Here is a 14988-nt window from a genome sequence, read left to right on the forward strand (position 1 = left end):
TTAGAAATTCGCAAGCAATCCCCCGCTGGCAGCAATTCTCCACCCCTAGTATGCCTTGGCTATTGAATCTGATCGTATAAAGCAGCTTTTCGCTGGAAAGCAGCGACAGAAGAGGAAGCTCTCCCGACCTATGTGGATTGTAAAAATAGCACTGAATCGTCCCTATACCTTCATCATCCTGGCGTTGCTGATTCTCGCGCTCAGCCCGGTGGTGATCCTCAGGACACCTACAGACATTTTCCCCAACATCAATATTCCCGTAGTTGCGGTTGCTTGGCAGTACACGGGCTTAAACCCTGAAGAGATGGAAGGCCGTCTCACTACCCCATATGAAAAGCTGGTTAGCACTCTGGTCGACAACATTGAGCACACCGAATCGACCAGCTACAACGGCGTTTCCGTAGTGAAGATCTTCCTGCAACCGGGCGCCAGCCTTGACACTGCGAACGCACAGGTCACGGCGGCTTCGCAGACCATTCTGCGTCAGCTCCCCCCTGGCGCTCTGCCCCCCGAGATCGTCAACTTCAGCGCAGGGAGCGTGCCCATCCTCCAAATCGGGGTTTCCGGCAAGGGGTTAGACGAGCAAAAGCTGAACGATCTGAGTACGAACTTTGTTCGGCCCCCGTTGATTACGGTTCCAGGCGCCGTGGTGCCCAGTGTGTACGGCGGTAAGACGGCGCAGATCACCATCGCCATGGACATGGCTCGGATGCAGTCGAAGGGCGTTTCGCCGCAAGATCTTCTCAACGCTGTCAGCGCGCAAAATGTCGTCGCGCCAGTCGGTACGACGAAGATCGGCCGCAAGGAATACGATATCCGCTCGAATGCGGCGCCACACACGCTCGCCGAACTCAACGCACTGCCCATCAAGTGGGTCAACGGAGCGATGGTCTATGTCCGGGACGTCGCGATCGTCGGCAACGGCGCTGCGTTTCAGACGAATATCGTACGCCAGGATGGCAAACGTGGCGTTCTGATCAGCATTATCAAGAGCGGCAATGCCTCTACCCTGAATGTAGTAAAGGGAATTCGCGAGCTGCTGCCACGCGTGGCGCAGACGGTACCGCCAGAGCTGAAGATGACGCTGCTGGGGGATCAGAGCGTGTTTGTTCGCGCTGCCGTCACGGGAGTCGTTCGCGAAGCGCTGATCGCCGCAGGATTGACCGCTCTGATGATGCTGCTCTTCCTCGGAAGCTGGCGTCCGACACTGATTATTGCGGTTTCAATCCCGCTGTCGATTCTCTCGTCTGTCTTAGTGCTGAGTTGTCTCGGGGAAACGATCAACACGATGACGCTGGGCGGACTCGCACTGGCGGTTGGCATCCTGGTTGACGACGCGACGGTGACGCTGGAAAATATCGAACGCTTTATCGAAGAAGGCTATCCGTTACGCGAGGCCATTCTCGAAGGGGCAGCGCAGATTGCGGTTCCGGCACTGGTCTCCACGCTCTGCATCTGCATCGTGTTCCTGCCGATGTTCTTCCTGACCGGCGTCGCGCGCTTCCTGTTTGCACCACTCGCGGAGGCCGTCATGTTCGCAATGATCGCCTCCTACATCCTGTCCCGCACCCTGGTGCCCACGCTGGCGATGTACCTGCTGCGAGCGAAGTCGCACGGGCCCTCGAGCAATCCCCTGGTCCGTTTTCAGCGCGCTTTCGAGCGTGGCTTCGAGCGTGTACGCGCGGCCTATCAGATGTTGCTCACGAGCCTGGTGCTGCGGCGCAAAGCCTTCATCCCGATCTTTCTCATCTGCTGCGTTTGCACGTCGCTGCTCCTCCCGTTCCTTGGGCAGGACTTCTTCCCGAACAGTGACGCCGGAGAATTCATCCTGCACTTTCGCGGTGGTACCGGCGATCGCATTGAGGAGACCGCTCGGCTTGCGGATCTGGTGGAACAGTCCATTCGCCGGACCATTCCGCACCAGGAGCTCAACAACATTCTCGACAACCTGGGCCTGCCGGTCAGCCAAATGAACACCATGCATCTGACCAACGGCACGATTGGGGCTGCGGACGGCGACATCATGGTAACGCTGAACGAAAAACATCACCCCACCGCAGACTACATTCGCGAGCTGCGGACCAACCTGCCGCGCGAGTTTCCAGGGATCACGTTTTACTTTCTGCCTGCGGACGAGACGACGCAGATTCTGAACTTCGGACTGCCTGCGCCAATCGACGTACAGTTGCAGAGCGACGATGTGCAAGCGAGCACCCAGGTGGCGACCAAGCTGCTGGCTCAATTGAAGCAGGTGCCGGGGTTGACGGATCTCCGCATTGGACAGCCGCTTGATTATCCGACGCTGAATGTGGATATAGATCGGACGAAAGCCGAGCAGGGTGGGTACAGGGCGGTCGATGTTTCGCAGAGCATGTTGAACAGCCTGAGCGGCAGTTTCCAGATAACGCCCATGTTCTTTTACAACTGGAAGAACGGCGTCAACTACAACCTTGTAGCGCAGACACAGCAATACCGCATGGACTCGCTGCAAGACATTCAGAACATTCCCATCAACGCTGCGGCAGCAGCCGCGCGACCCACGCCGGAGCTCTTGAGCGATATTGCATCGATTCAGCGCGATCGTGAGATGGCCATCGTCTCGCATTACAACATTCGCCGGGTCGTGGATATTTACGGGGCCGTGCAGGATCGTGACCTTGGCGCGGTCGCCAAAGATGTTCAAAAGATCACACAGGCGCAGCAGAGTGACCTTCCGCGCGGCATGTTCCTCTCCATCCTGGGACAGGCGCAGACGATGCGCAGTTCGTATGCCGCTCTGCTCGGGGGACTGCTCGGAGCAATCGTGCTGGTGTACGCGTTGATCGTGGTCAACTTCCAGTCGTGGCTCGACCCGTTCATCATCATTACCGCGCTTCCAGCGGCACTCGCCGGAATAATTCTCATGTTGTTCCTCACACACACCACGCTCAGCGTACCCGCGCTGATGGGCGCGATCATGTGTATGGGTGTCGCAACCGCAAACAGTATTCTCGTGGTCTCATTCGCGAAAATCCGCTTTGAGGAGCATGGGGATGCGATCCTGGCTGCGATTGAGGCAGGTGCGACACGCTTCCGCCCGGTCTGCATGACGGCTCTGGCCATGATCATCGGCATGGTGCCGATGGCGCTTGGCCTGGGTGACGGCGGCGAGCAAAATGCGCCGCTGGGACGAGGAGTCATCGGCGGTCTGCTCTGCGCAACGATGGCCACGCTCATCTTTGTGCCGACGGTCTTCGCACTGCTGCACAGCGGAGCGAGCAAGCTCGTGAATGCCTCGCCCAAAGAGGAGGTCACCCATGCCTAAGTCAAAAGATTCTGAGTTCGGTATCCCCCCGCGGGCCGAAACACGTTCCAACAATGTGATGGAGGAGATTATGGAAGCGACAGAAGCAAACAAGAAGGTTGGCGAGAGTTCTCCGATAGGCGATCTGGCGGAGGCCGGGGCCAAAGACCATGCGCACGCATCGCCGATCACCATTGATACTCAAGCCAAGCTTAGCAGTGGGCCAGTGATCGCGGTAAGCCTGCTGGCCGTCCTGCTCGCAATCTTCATTGCGCTCGGCATTCACGGGCGGTCTTCGGCCGAAGCTGTGCTCGTCCACAATACAAGAGACGCAGCCATTGAGTCGGTCTCCGTCGTCACGCCCGACACCGGTCGGCAAGCGCAGGATATCAAGCTGCCTGCGGACACGGAGGGCTATATCGACACGCCGATCTATGCCCGTACGAACGGCTACCTGCTGCACTGGTACACCGATATTGGCGCATCCGTGCACAAGGGCGAGTTGCTTGCGGTCGTGCAGACGCCCGAACTGGATCAGCAGGTGGAGCAGGCGCAGGAGGAGGTCAAGACTGCTCAGGCTAACGAACAGATTGCAGAGATTACGGCAAACCGTTGGAAGAAACTGATGGCAAAGGATGCCGTCTCCCAACAGGAGACGGATCAGGCGATGAGCGACCTCGCCGCGCGGCAATCGACACTCAACAGCGCTATGGCCAATGTACGCCGCCTGCAGCAGATGCAGGGCTTCGAGAAGATCTACGCGCCCTTCGATGGCGTGATCACGGCACGCAATGTCGACATCGGATCTCTGATTCAGGCCGGCGATATCAACACGCAGCGCGGCGAGCTCTTTCACTTATCTGCCATCGATCGGCTACGCCTCTACGTTCCAGTGCCTGAAGTGTATGCGGGCCTCGTGCATAATGGAGGGCACCTAACCGTCACCTCCGACGCCTTGCCCAATGAGACCTTCACCGGAACCGTAGTCCGCAACGCTGATGCAATTGCCAAGACAAGCCGGACCTTGAATGTCGAAGTGGATGTTGAGAACGCGAAGCACAGTCTTCTGCCCGGGCAGTATGCATTTGTACATCTGCCCATTCCTGCCAGCACGGCATCCATGGCGCTGCCGGCAAATACACTGCTCTTCCGTGCAGAAGGTCTGCGAGTCGGCGTCGTACGGGAAGGACAGGTTCATCTCACTCCGATTCAGATCGGCAACGACTACGGCGCGACCGTCGAAGTGACGTCTGGATTGCAGCCAACGGACAAGGTAATCCTCAATCCAGCAGATTCCCTTGCGGAAGGGGCGACCGTTCGTATCGAGGGAGGGCAGGTACAGTGAAGAATCGTGTTCTCATTCTTAGCGCATGCAGCCTGCTGCCAATCGCAGGCTGCAAGGTTGGCCCGAACTACAAGACGCCACCGGCCATTCTTGCACCGTCCTTCAAAGAAACTCCGCCACCTAACTCTGCCGACGGCTGGAAGATCGGCCAGCCCACCGATGCAAAGCTTAAAGGTGCTTGGTGGACGATGTTTGGCGATACGCAACTGAACCAGCTGGAGCCGCAGGTCGATACTGCAAACCAGACGTTGAAGGCTGCAGAGGCGAACTTCCGCGCGGCGCGCGCACAGATCGGTTATGCGCGTTCCTATGAAGCACCAACGATTGGCACGTCGCCCTCAACAAGCGCGGTTCGCGACTCTGCCCACCAGCCGTACCTCCTGTCTTCCATGGCTAACAACGGAACAGGCAGCATGCTTCTCCCCCTCGATCTGAACTACGAGATCGATTTGTGGGGACGCGTTCGCCGCGGTGTCACACAGGCGCGTGCGCAGGCGCAGGAAGCGGACGCGGACTTGGAGAATGCGCGGCTGAGCCTTCATGCAGAGCTTGCGGTGGATTACTTTGGCCTGCGCAGTATGGACGCGCAGGAGGTGCTGCTCGACAGCACCATCAAGGCATACGGAGAAGCCCTCCAACTCACGCTGGACCGCCACGAAGGCGGTGCCGCGCCGCTCTCGGATGTAGCGCAGGCACGCACGCAACTGGATCAGGCTCGCGTGCAGCGTACCGATGTCGAAGTGCAGCGCGCGCAGTATGAACACGCGATCGCGGTGCTCATCGGAAGCGCGCCCGCCGCACTCACTATTCCCCCCGCCCCCCTTAACGTCCAACCATCGGAGCTGCCGAATATCCCGGGTGTCCTGCCGGCTACGCTGTTGGAACGGCGTCCAGACATCGCATCGCGGGAACGTCGAATGGCGGCAGCCAACGAGCAGATCGGTATTGCTCAGGCGGCCTACTATCCCACGCTTTCACTGAGCGCAGCATCGGGTTTTCTCGGTACATCCGCGCTCAATTGGTTCACCTGGCCAAGCCGCTTCTGGGCCGTGGGACCGATGCTTTCCGAGACCATCTTCGATGGTGGTCGCCGGCGGGCAACCAAGGAGATCAGCACGGCTCAGTACGATCAGGCTGTGGCTGACTACCGACAGACGGCGCTTACCGCGTTTCAGCAGGTAGAAGACAATCTAGCCGCGTTGCGTGTTCTGGATACTGAGGCGCAGCAACAACGAGCAGCGACCGCCTCTGCCGAGCAATCTCTCGATCTATTCCAAACGCGTTATGCGGGCGGTGTGGATACGTACTTGCAGGTGGTCACGTGGCAGACAGCTGCGTTGAATAACCAGCGGAACGAGATAGACATTATGCAGCGCCGGCTCGATGCAAGCGTACTACTGATCAAAGCAGTTGGGGGAGGATGGGACCGTGCAAACTTGCCCAATCTCTGACCCCTCTTATGAAGAGGCCTCTCAATAGTGAAGTGTCTGGCAGAGAATGCTCATCCCGCGAGGAAATGGAACCCAAGGATTCTCACCTCACAGGCGAGGCGTATAAACAGGGGCTGATTTCGGAAGAGCGGCCCAGCGGTAGAAGAGAAGACCTGCACGAAATTGGACGACGCTTCCAGCGCAAAAGACGCATCCGTTGACTTGCGATTCGTCGGATTGAAGAAATTAGGAGAGAAGACAATGATTGATCAACAAAAGAAGATCGAGCTCATGGAGCGTCCATCCGCTGTTTTTGCCCCAGATGTTGAACACGATGCTCAATCTCTGAATGCGACTAAGCTGCGCGATCTCGATGCATTTGAAGAATTCTTTTGGCTCCTTGAGCAGAGTGCTAATGTGTCTCACGCAGTTGTCGTTGAAATGAACGGCGCGACGACTATTGGGCAATGGAAGGACGCGATGGATGCCATACGGGTTCGGTACCCTCTTCTATCTGCGTCGATACTGAAGGTCCCAGGCAAACGTCCTTTGTTTGAAAAGAGGCGGGGAGTTTCAATGCCCTTGCGGATTGCTCCTTTATGGGATTCCCTGGTCTTGGAAGACGAGATGGAGAAAGAGCTTCAGAAATCTTTTGGCGATGGAAGCGGTCCACTCACGCGGGCAACTCTCTTTCATGCTCGAGATCGTTCTGTCGTTATGTTTGCAACACACCATAGCAGCATGGACGGAAAATCGCATCTGCTTCTAGTACAGGATTTGCTTGCTTCTGTTGCGGGAGAAGATCTGGGGGAACCGCTTGAGGTGCAGCCCGGTCTGGGGCAACTCCTTGGATTGCCGGCCCCAGCTAAGTATGTAAAGAAGTTGGAAGGAAGATCTGTCGCTACGGAAGATGGATCTCGCGTTGAGTTGCCCAAAGTTCGTGTACAGCGCCTGCAACTGGGCGTGAAGGAGACGTCGGTCCTGCTGGAGCGTGCCAAGAAAGAAGGAACTACCGTGCATGCCGCGCTGGTTGCTGCGCTGACCCTGGCAGGAAAGCGCTACTCGGAAAAGTGGAATGCGGGGCCAGTACGCTGCATGTCTCCGATTGATATGCGAAGGACGCTGGGGATTCCAGACGCAGCAGGCGTGTTGATCTCATCATATCTGGCGCCAGTTCTAACTCCAGATGGGGCGTCGTTCTGGGATATCGCAAGAACAGTGCGTGAAGATATGCTGCCTGCTCTGCGCGCTGATGGAGCTCGGAATCTTCTGGGTGCGCTGTCATCTATGGTTGCAGAAGAACACAACGCACGAGATCTATATCGGTCTGTTCTGAAGGGGCCCTGGGCGCATGAGTTGATGGTGACTAACTATGCAGGATATAGAGTGCGCACAGAATACGCAGGTCTTAATATTGAAAATCTCTTTACAGGTAGCCCTGCGTTTATACCGGCTTTACAAAAAGTGTCAGTGCTTACTGTGAATGGGAGACTTGGAATGACTGTAGTGGCCCGGGATGCGTTTCCGACCTTGCTGAGAGATGCACGCGAGATTTTAACTCGTCTTTAGAGTTTGGTGGGCCACGATACTTGTGCGATATTTGAAGGTCCTTAAACATAGCTAATCCCCAGACAAATAATGGGAGCCCGGATTGATTTGTAGCAGTGAGTAAGAGGGACACTGGAACAAGGAGAGCAAGGATGTCCCGAGGCAGGAGGTATCAACCGGAACAGGTAGTGAACCTGCTGCGACAGATCGAAGTGGCAGTGCCGAACGAAAAGACCGCAGTCGAGGCGTGCAAGGAAGCGGAGATCGTGGAGCAGACGGACTTCCGCTGGGCGTCAGGAATTTGGCGGTCTGCAGGTGGATCAAGCGAAGCGGCTGAAGAAGCTGGAGCAGGAGAACGCGAAGCTATAATAAGATGTCCCGTCCGCTGCCTGAGCTGCGCCCCGAAGCGAAGGCTTTAGAGACCAGGGCTCGAGCGGATCCTTTTTGAATCAGCCTCTCGCGTGTCGACCGCTTTTGGCGACCAGGCCATGTAGAGATCCGCGCATGTTGTCCCAATAACTTGGTTCGGTCTTGAAAAGACCATTCCAGACCGGGTCGATCGACCGTTGAGCCATCAGTTATCCGAGCGAATCCGCAACAAAAGCCTCCATCTGCGAATGGATCCTAAGCAGTCTCGAAATATTAGTGGTGGTTCGACCTCAAATAATCTTGCCCGCCGGTGGCTTACGTACATCGCAAAAAATCGCAAGAAATGCCATGCCAGAGCAATCACCACCCGCTGGCTGCTTCGGCTATCGCGTCTATTCCTTGTGTGACGGAAGAGTAAAGGCCCGATCCTTGGATGGAAGGGCTTGGTCGTCGAACGCCATAGCGCACCACCATGCGAGCTTCAAACATTGAGGTTGATATACATCTCGAAAACAATGCCAAACGGACTTCGCAGAGTGAGTGCGGCTAAATCAAAACTTGAGCTAGTTCACGTCGCGCCGCGACGACCTTCTACCTACACCTTCGGACTAAAGATCGATCACGCGGTTCTTCATAGCAAAACACAGTTTCGTCACTGAGGGGCCAGGTTGAGGGTTGTTGCTTGAGCCGAATGTAGAGGGAACGAACCATTTGAACGGGAGAGAGAGCAACAATGAAAGTCGGTTTTGTGAGTATGCCCTTCTCAGGCCACCTGAATCCCATGATTACGCTCGCACGCAGGCTGCAATCGCGCGGACATGAAGTGGTGTTTATTGGCGTTCCGGATGTCGAACCTTTCGCTAATGTAGCCGGTCTGGATTTCGTACCCTTTTGCAAAAAAGAGTATCCAGAGGGTTCCGTAGCCAAACGCTGGGGTGGCGTGTCAAAGATACACGGCCTAGACGTCATACGGTATTCGTGCAACGAATTGATGCCTGGCCTCGTCAAAGCGGCATTGGAGGAACTGCCGGAAAAGCTGGCACAGACAGGCGTTGAAGCGCTGGTACTCGACACCCTATGCTTGTTTCACGCACTTGTGCCCCGTACTCTACCCCGAGCGTTCATCGGAACCGAGCACTAGTAATTGAACATCACGTGTGCTGCGTAACCTTGACTGCAGTCGACCGTCGTTCGGCTGAATTCCTCGCAACTTTCCAGGACAGCCGGATAGTCCGCATACCCATAGGCATTTGAACGGGGGAGAGAGCACCAATGAAACTCGGTTTGCCTGCGACCTGCTACGAAGGCTACCGGCACTTAAGTGAACAAGGAGAGCGAGCTATGAGCGATCAGAATGGTAACAATCCAACACTCGACGTCGTGTCTAGAGGGAGCTTCTTAGGCGTTGGATCTGCTGCGCTGGCGACTGTAGCGATGGCGGGACTGACCGCGCATGCACATGCCTCTTCGTCGAGTGCTGCCTCGAACACGGCAAGCGCCTCAGCAGGATGGGCCATTCTGCCGGCGGCGTTGATGCGCGGAGCGACGCCGAAGGCCACGTCGCGCGAATCTGGTTTGCATGGATCGGTGCAGCACTTTTGAGCAACTCTTGCAGCCCCTTGTGTCTCATCGGGAGAGTTCGGCGAGGCCCAGCCTGGCGAGAGTTCACACAATCGGCGATCGAGGCGATCGCTGCATATTGACTGCTGCCGGATAACAGCCGCTCGACCTTCGTATCGTTCCAGCAAGCCTTCAGCGCGAACGCCCACGCAAACATCGCAGCCAGGCCCGCTCCGCAGAACCCATCAGACCATACTGCCATGGTTTCTGTCTGTTCCTGGATGCGGTGGTGATCGATCACGACGACGTCGATCCCGAGGCGTTGTGCCAGACACACCGCCGCCCGCGCGTTGATGCCGTTATCGACCGTGATCAGCAAGTCGGTTCCGCTGCACGAAAAGCGATGACCGTTGACGAACTGAGACCGTAACCCTCATTCCAGTCAGGCAGAGATGTTCTGGCTGGTACTCCCAGACCACCCAGCGCACTGCGTAAAATGTGGGCTCCAAGGACCCCATCGCAGTCGTAATCGCCAAAGATGGTGATACGTTCGAGTCTCCGGATAGCACAAAGTACACGAGCTGCGGCCTTTTCCGTCGCCGGAATCGAAAAAAGGGTCTGGGAGATGATTCCACGAAGGTTGCTCAAGGAAGGAATCGACGTCTTAGATTCCACGAGCCATCAACACGAACACGTCGGCAATGGGCTGGCATAAGAACACCGTTCCCTCCTTTTGACGGGACTCCATCATGTGGTTCTACCCAAGTAGACATACGAGCCGGCGCCATGTTCCTCAGCTCGCTGTGCTAGCGTGGAAAGGAATGAAGCGTCGTAGGTCCGCGGTTCCCACTCTTGTTACCCTGCTCGTGTTCCTGTTGGTGATCGTTCTCTTGATTCGGCTACAGCAGACTCCTCCGTGGCCGAGGCCGCACTCGATGGCAGAGCTACCCGTACCAGTAATGTCCCACCGTGATCGCGCGGCGGAACGTCCTCGCCGACGTGAGTATAGTGATCGGTCAGAGAGGGCAGGGCCACGCGATCAGTCCTGCGGAGATCTTGAAGTCACATGCAGCTCGGAATATTTTCGTCAATGGCACGAACCTGCGAGTAACAGCTGTACGCCTTCGACGCGAAAAGGCTATCCGATTCCTGATCCGCGTTGCACACCCGGCGGGATTGATCCGTCCGTGACAGTAAATGTCCTCCGTGACCCTCAATGGAGAACACGTTGCATCCGCAATTGCGAGACCAGCGAGCAGGAGAAGCACTTGGCATACTCCTGGTACGGCATACAAAAGCCGCGGGGCAATTCTGGCGACAATCAAGTATGTGAGTTGGATCACTTGGTGCCGTTGGAACTCGGCGGTGCGGACGGGATGGGAAATATCTGGACGGAATGTGGCCCGAATGCGACGGTACTCGAAAACCGCTATTTCAAGGTCAAGGATCGCGTAGAGAACTACCTGGCCGACGAAGTACGAACCGGGCGCGTGCCCCTAGCCACGGCCCAACGCGGCATCGCGACGGATTGGACACAGTACCTTTCAGAGGCGAATCGGTATTGTGAATCAGGTGGGCGATGTTAATCAGTCTGTTGCAGTACCCGGCATTTCTTGTGCCAGTTGATCCATCCAGCCGAACAACGTATCACCTTTTTGCAATTGATATAGGACTGAATTGTCGTAGTTTAGATATAGTTCCATTGATTTTCGGTTCTAACCGGTGGAACGTTCACGCGGCTGTCTCTTTGGCAAAGCGCCGCGAGACACTTGAGATCGACAACCCGAAGGCTGACGGACTTCCTCCGAAATATAGGAGTCGCTCAGGAAAGGTTGTTTCATGGCTGCGCACATCGTCTCTCGATCAAATTTCCTTCTCCTTTTGTTTGTTCTCATGTTGTTCTTGCAGCCGCCCCTTTCTGCCTTGGGGCAGAGCGCACAAATTGCCGGCACGGTCACTGATCCATCGAAGGCCGTCATCCCAAATGCTTCCATTGGAATCGTCGAAACTGCAACCCAGGTGAAGTGGGACACGATATCGAATGGGGATGGGCGCTACGTGGCTCCATCGCTTGCCCCGGGCATCTATCAGATCACCGTTCAGGCTCCAAACTTCGAAACCCAGATGGTTCGCGATCTGCGACTGAATGTCGCGAGTAAAGTATCCCTGGACTTCGTTCTGCATCCGGGAGCAGTGAGCCAGTCGGTCGTCGTCGATGGCGGCGGCATCCATCTCAACACCACCGACGCGAGTGTCAGCACGGTCATCGACCGCCGGTTGGTCGAAAACCTTCCTCTGAATGGACGTAGCTTCCAGTCGTTGATGACACTTGCTCCAGGTGTATTGCTTGTGCCGTCGCAGGGAGTTGGCCAGAGCGGTGAACTGAGCGTGAACGGCCAACGCACCGAGTCCAACTACTTCACCGTCGACGGCGTAAGTGCCAACATCGGTGCGAGCGTCTCCTCATCCGGATTTACCGGTGCGGGCTTTGCCGGTGCGACTCCCGGGGAGACCGCTCTCGGAACGACCCAGAGCCTCGTCTCGATTGATGCACTCCAGGAGTTTCGCGCAACCACATCCACCTACTCGGCAGAGTACGGTCGCGGCCCCGGAGGCCAGTTTTCGTTTCAGACGCGCTCGGGCACAAACCAGTATCACGGAACTGTGTTCGACTACCTGCGCAACGATGCCCTGGATGCGAACAGCTGGTTCAACGGATACACGAACGCCATACCTGTTCCCAAACAAGCCCTCCGACAGAACGATTTCGGCGGTACACTCGGCGGCTTTCTCGACATTCCTCATCTCTACAACGGTCGGAACAGGACATTCTTCTTCTTTTCGTATGAGGGACTGCGCCTCATCAACCCAACACCTTCTCAGTTGTACGAGGTTCCCAGCAACGAGCTGAGACAGAAAGCTCCCGATGCGCTGAAGCCGTTCTTAGCGTCCTTCCCCGTCTCCACCCAGCCGGATAACGGCAACGGACTGTCCTATTACACTGCGGGCTACAGCGCGCCCAGTTCGATCGACACCACCAGCATTCGTATCGATCACAGCTTCAGCGACAGATTCAAAATCTTCGGACGCTACAGCGATTCCCCTTCCAACAGCACATCTCGTCAGCCATGGAATCTGGCGCAGGTGAACGCAACGATCATCAACATGAAGACCATCACCCTCGGCGCAACCAATATGCTCAGCCCCACAATGAACAATGAGCTGCGCTTTAACGTAACGGGCAATGACTATAAATCCTCACGCACCCTGGATGACTTCGGAGGAGCAACTCCCATCAACGTGGCAGGCATTCCGGGCCTGCAGTCCGATAGCTGGCTCACGTTCTTTCTCTTCTACGACCTCTATCCGTACTTCCTGCTGGAGCCGCAATCGAATCGTGCGAGACAGGTTAACGTCGTTGATACATTCATGCATACGATCGGACGCCACAACTTGAGATATGGAGTGGACTATCGCCGGCTCGTTGTGTCAGAAGCGCTTCCGTCCCTCTGGGAGGTTGGCTTTTATTACGACGAGGCATCGGTCCTTGCAAATCAGACTAGCGGTATCAACATGTATAAGCAGTCGATCAACATGAAGGCGGTGTACCCAAATACGTCACTCTTTGCGCAGGACGAATGGAAGGTCAATGATCGGCTGAGTCTCTCCTGTGGCGTGCGCTGGGAGCTGAATCCCGCACCGCATGACGCAAACGGCAACACTCCCTACACCGTCGACCAGATTACGGACCTTTCGACAGTGAAGCTTGCCCCCAAAGGGACCGCTCTCTGGAAGACGACCTATGGCAACTTCGCGCCTCGCCTCGGTGCGGCCTATCAGATCCACCGGACACCCGGCAGCAGCACTGTGTTTCGCGCCGGCGCCGGTCTCTTCTACGATACGGGCACCCAGTTGGCTGCGGATGGCTACTATGGCGTAGGTACGACCGGTTTCCGGTCGTTCAACGGCGATCCATTTCCGTTGACGACAGCTCAGATCGACAGCGTCCCGCAGCCCAATGCCAATCCGCCGTATAACGTCGCCGTCTGGGGCTTCGATCCACACCTGAAGCTGCCCTATACCGTGCAATGGAATGTTGCCGTGGAGCAACAGCTGGGAGAACAGCAGACGCTCAATATCAATTACGTTGCGTCAGCATCCCGGAGACTGCTTACGCAGAACTTTTACAGCCCGGATCTGCTGGGCAATCCCAACTTCGCCTCCGGCAATGGGCTTTATCTAACCACTAACCGCGCAAGTGCCAACTATCAGTCCCTCCAGGTGCGCTTTCAGCGATCGCTGGCGCATGGATTTCAAGGTCTGCTTGGCTACACATGGTCGCACTCGCTCGACAATGCCAGCACCAACTTCACCATCTACCAGTTGGAACGAGGACCTTCCGATTTCGACATCCGCAACAACTTCCAGGCGGCCCTCTCGTATGACATTCCAGGGCATTACAGCAACGCTTGGCTATCGTATCCTCTGAAGCACTGGACGCTCGACACCCGCATCTCCGCGCGCTCTGCTTTACCTGTCGACATCTTCTCGAGAACAACCATTGACAGCGCTTCCGGGCAGGGACAGCATTTTCATCCTGACAGGGTCCTCTCCCAGCCGTTGTACACCGACAATCCCCTCGCCCCGACAGGACGACAGATCAATCCACAGGCATTCCAGGAGCTGGACGACGCGAACGGCAATGTTATCGAGGGCAATGCCGGCCGCAACTCCGCCAGAGGTTTCGATGCGGTGCAGGCCGATGTGAGCTTGCGCCGGGACTTTCCATTCACAGACCGAGTTGGCCTTCAGTTCCGCGTCGAAGCCTACAACATCTTCAATCATCCAAGCTTCGGCTCCATCTACAACTCGCTGGACAATGGGCCGCTCTTTGGCCAGGCGTATACCTCGCTCGCCAGCCAACTCGGAGGGCTCAGTTCCATCTATCAGCTGGGTGGAGCGCGTTCCATGCAGGTAGCGTTGAAGCTGCATTTCTAGAAGCGAACACAGCATTGGATTCCTCGAACGCGGCAGGTTTGGTGGCGCGCAAACCATCTTTCAGATCCACCCTCTGGATCGCTCTCGTCTTGTGTCTCTGGAACGCCCACGCAGAAATGCTCCGAAGGACAGCGTGAACGTGTGGAACACCTACGAACCGCAGCATAAATCGCTGAAGGGACTGGGTCTCGGTTTCGGCACAGCGACCAGTCTGGCGATTTGCTGAACACTGTTCTCTATTCCCGCCATTGGACGCGTCGCGGTTATCGCTGTGTCTTTGCTTGAGCCCGCCACTATTGAGTATCCTTTACCACTCGTAGCTCATCCCGCTGCGAGCGGGCGGCTGAAGGGTTCGATGTGGTACCGGGTGAAATATCGATCATGGGTCTCACTTCCAATATAGCGAAGCTAGACACCCCGAGAATGCTTCTGTTGTGCTTCGTCTTTTTTCTCTT

8 protein-coding genes and 2 pseudogenes are annotated in these 14988 nt (G+C 56.4%); 9 read left to right on the forward strand and 1 reads right to left on the reverse strand.

Annotated features, from left to right (window positions below; genetic code table 11):
- Positions 1-130 precede the first annotated feature (130 nt).
- From BDD14_RS08575 to BDD14_RS32965, 7 genes and pseudogenes are all read left to right on the forward strand, one after another.
- Complete coding sequence (locus BDD14_RS08575; RefSeq protein ID WP_130418439.1) at positions 131-3304, forward strand: efflux RND transporter permease subunit; 3174 nt, start codon at positions 131-133, stop codon at positions 3302-3304.
- On the forward strand, positions 3297-4628 hold the full coding sequence (locus tag BDD14_RS08580; protein ID WP_242617829.1) for an efflux RND transporter periplasmic adaptor subunit: 1332 nt from the start codon (positions 3297-3299) through the stop codon (positions 4626-4628). The genes BDD14_RS08575 and BDD14_RS08580 overlap by 8 nt, the downstream gene beginning before the upstream one ends.
- Complete coding sequence (locus BDD14_RS08585) at positions 4625-6079, forward strand: efflux transporter outer membrane subunit (protein WP_130418440.1); 1455 nt, start codon at positions 4625-4627, stop codon at positions 6077-6079. The genes BDD14_RS08580 and BDD14_RS08585 overlap by 4 nt, the downstream gene beginning before the upstream one ends.
- A gap of 162 nt (positions 6080-6241) precedes the next feature.
- Positions 6242-7627 carry a phthiocerol/phthiodiolone dimycocerosyl transferase family protein gene (locus BDD14_RS08590; protein ID WP_130418441.1) on the forward strand — a complete coding sequence of 462 codons (1386 nt, stop codon included), beginning with the start codon at positions 6242-6244 and terminating at the stop codon, positions 7625-7627.
- Positions 7628-7758: 131 nt separating this feature from the next.
- A pseudogene (locus tag BDD14_RS08595) lies at positions 7759-7972 on the forward strand (transposase); the annotation flags it as partial.
- A 736-nt stretch (positions 7973-8708) separates the two neighbouring features.
- Entirely contained in the window at positions 8709-9116 is a 408-nt protein-coding gene (locus BDD14_RS08600; protein ID WP_130418443.1) for a glycosyltransferase, read from the forward strand.
- A gap of 200 nt (positions 9117-9316) precedes the next feature.
- Entirely contained in the window at positions 9317-9577 is a 261-nt protein-coding gene (locus tag BDD14_RS32965; RefSeq protein ID WP_242617830.1) for a hypothetical protein, read from the forward strand.
- Between the two features lie 178 nt (positions 9578-9755).
- Here the strand turns inward: BDD14_RS32965 and BDD14_RS34410 are convergent.
- Positions 9756-9914 (reverse strand): annotated as a pseudogene (locus BDD14_RS34410) (DHH family phosphoesterase); the annotation flags it as partial.
- 889 nt (positions 9915-10803) lie between these two features.
- Here BDD14_RS34410 and BDD14_RS08610 point away from each other — a divergent pair.
- On the forward strand, positions 10804-11121 hold the full coding sequence (locus tag BDD14_RS08610) for an HNH endonuclease (RefSeq protein WP_130418445.1): 318 nt from the start codon (positions 10804-10806) through the stop codon (positions 11119-11121).
- Positions 11122-11374: 253 nt separating this feature from the next.
- Positions 11375-14533, forward strand: coding sequence for a TonB-dependent receptor (locus BDD14_RS08615; RefSeq protein WP_130418446.1), 3159 nt, complete (start codon positions 11375-11377; stop codon positions 14531-14533).
- The last annotated feature ends 455 nt before the right edge of the window (positions 14534-14988 follow it).

It is taken from the genome of Edaphobacter modestus, assembly GCF_004217555.1.
GTDB lineage: Bacteria > Acidobacteriota > Terriglobia > Terriglobales > Acidobacteriaceae > Edaphobacter > Edaphobacter modestus.

Excerpts from the sequence above, each read along its gene's own strand:
- BDD14_RS08575 (WP_130418439.1), top strand. The coding sequence starts at position 131 with ATGTGGATTGTAAAAATAGCACTGAATCGTCCCTATACCTTCATCATC.
- BDD14_RS08580 (WP_242617829.1), top strand. The coding sequence starts at position 3,297 with ATGCCTAAGTCAAAAGATTCTGAGTTCGGTATCCCCCCGCGGGCCGAA.
- BDD14_RS08600 (WP_130418443.1), top strand. The coding sequence starts at position 8,709 with ATGAAAGTCGGTTTTGTGAGTATGCCCTTCTCAGGCCACCTGAATCCC.
- BDD14_RS32965 (WP_242617830.1), top strand. The coding sequence starts at position 9,317 with ATGAGCGATCAGAATGGTAACAATCCAACACTCGACGTCGTGTCTAGA.
- BDD14_RS08615 (WP_130418446.1), top strand. The coding sequence starts at position 11,375 with ATGGCTGCGCACATCGTCTCTCGATCAAATTTCCTTCTCCTTTTGTTT.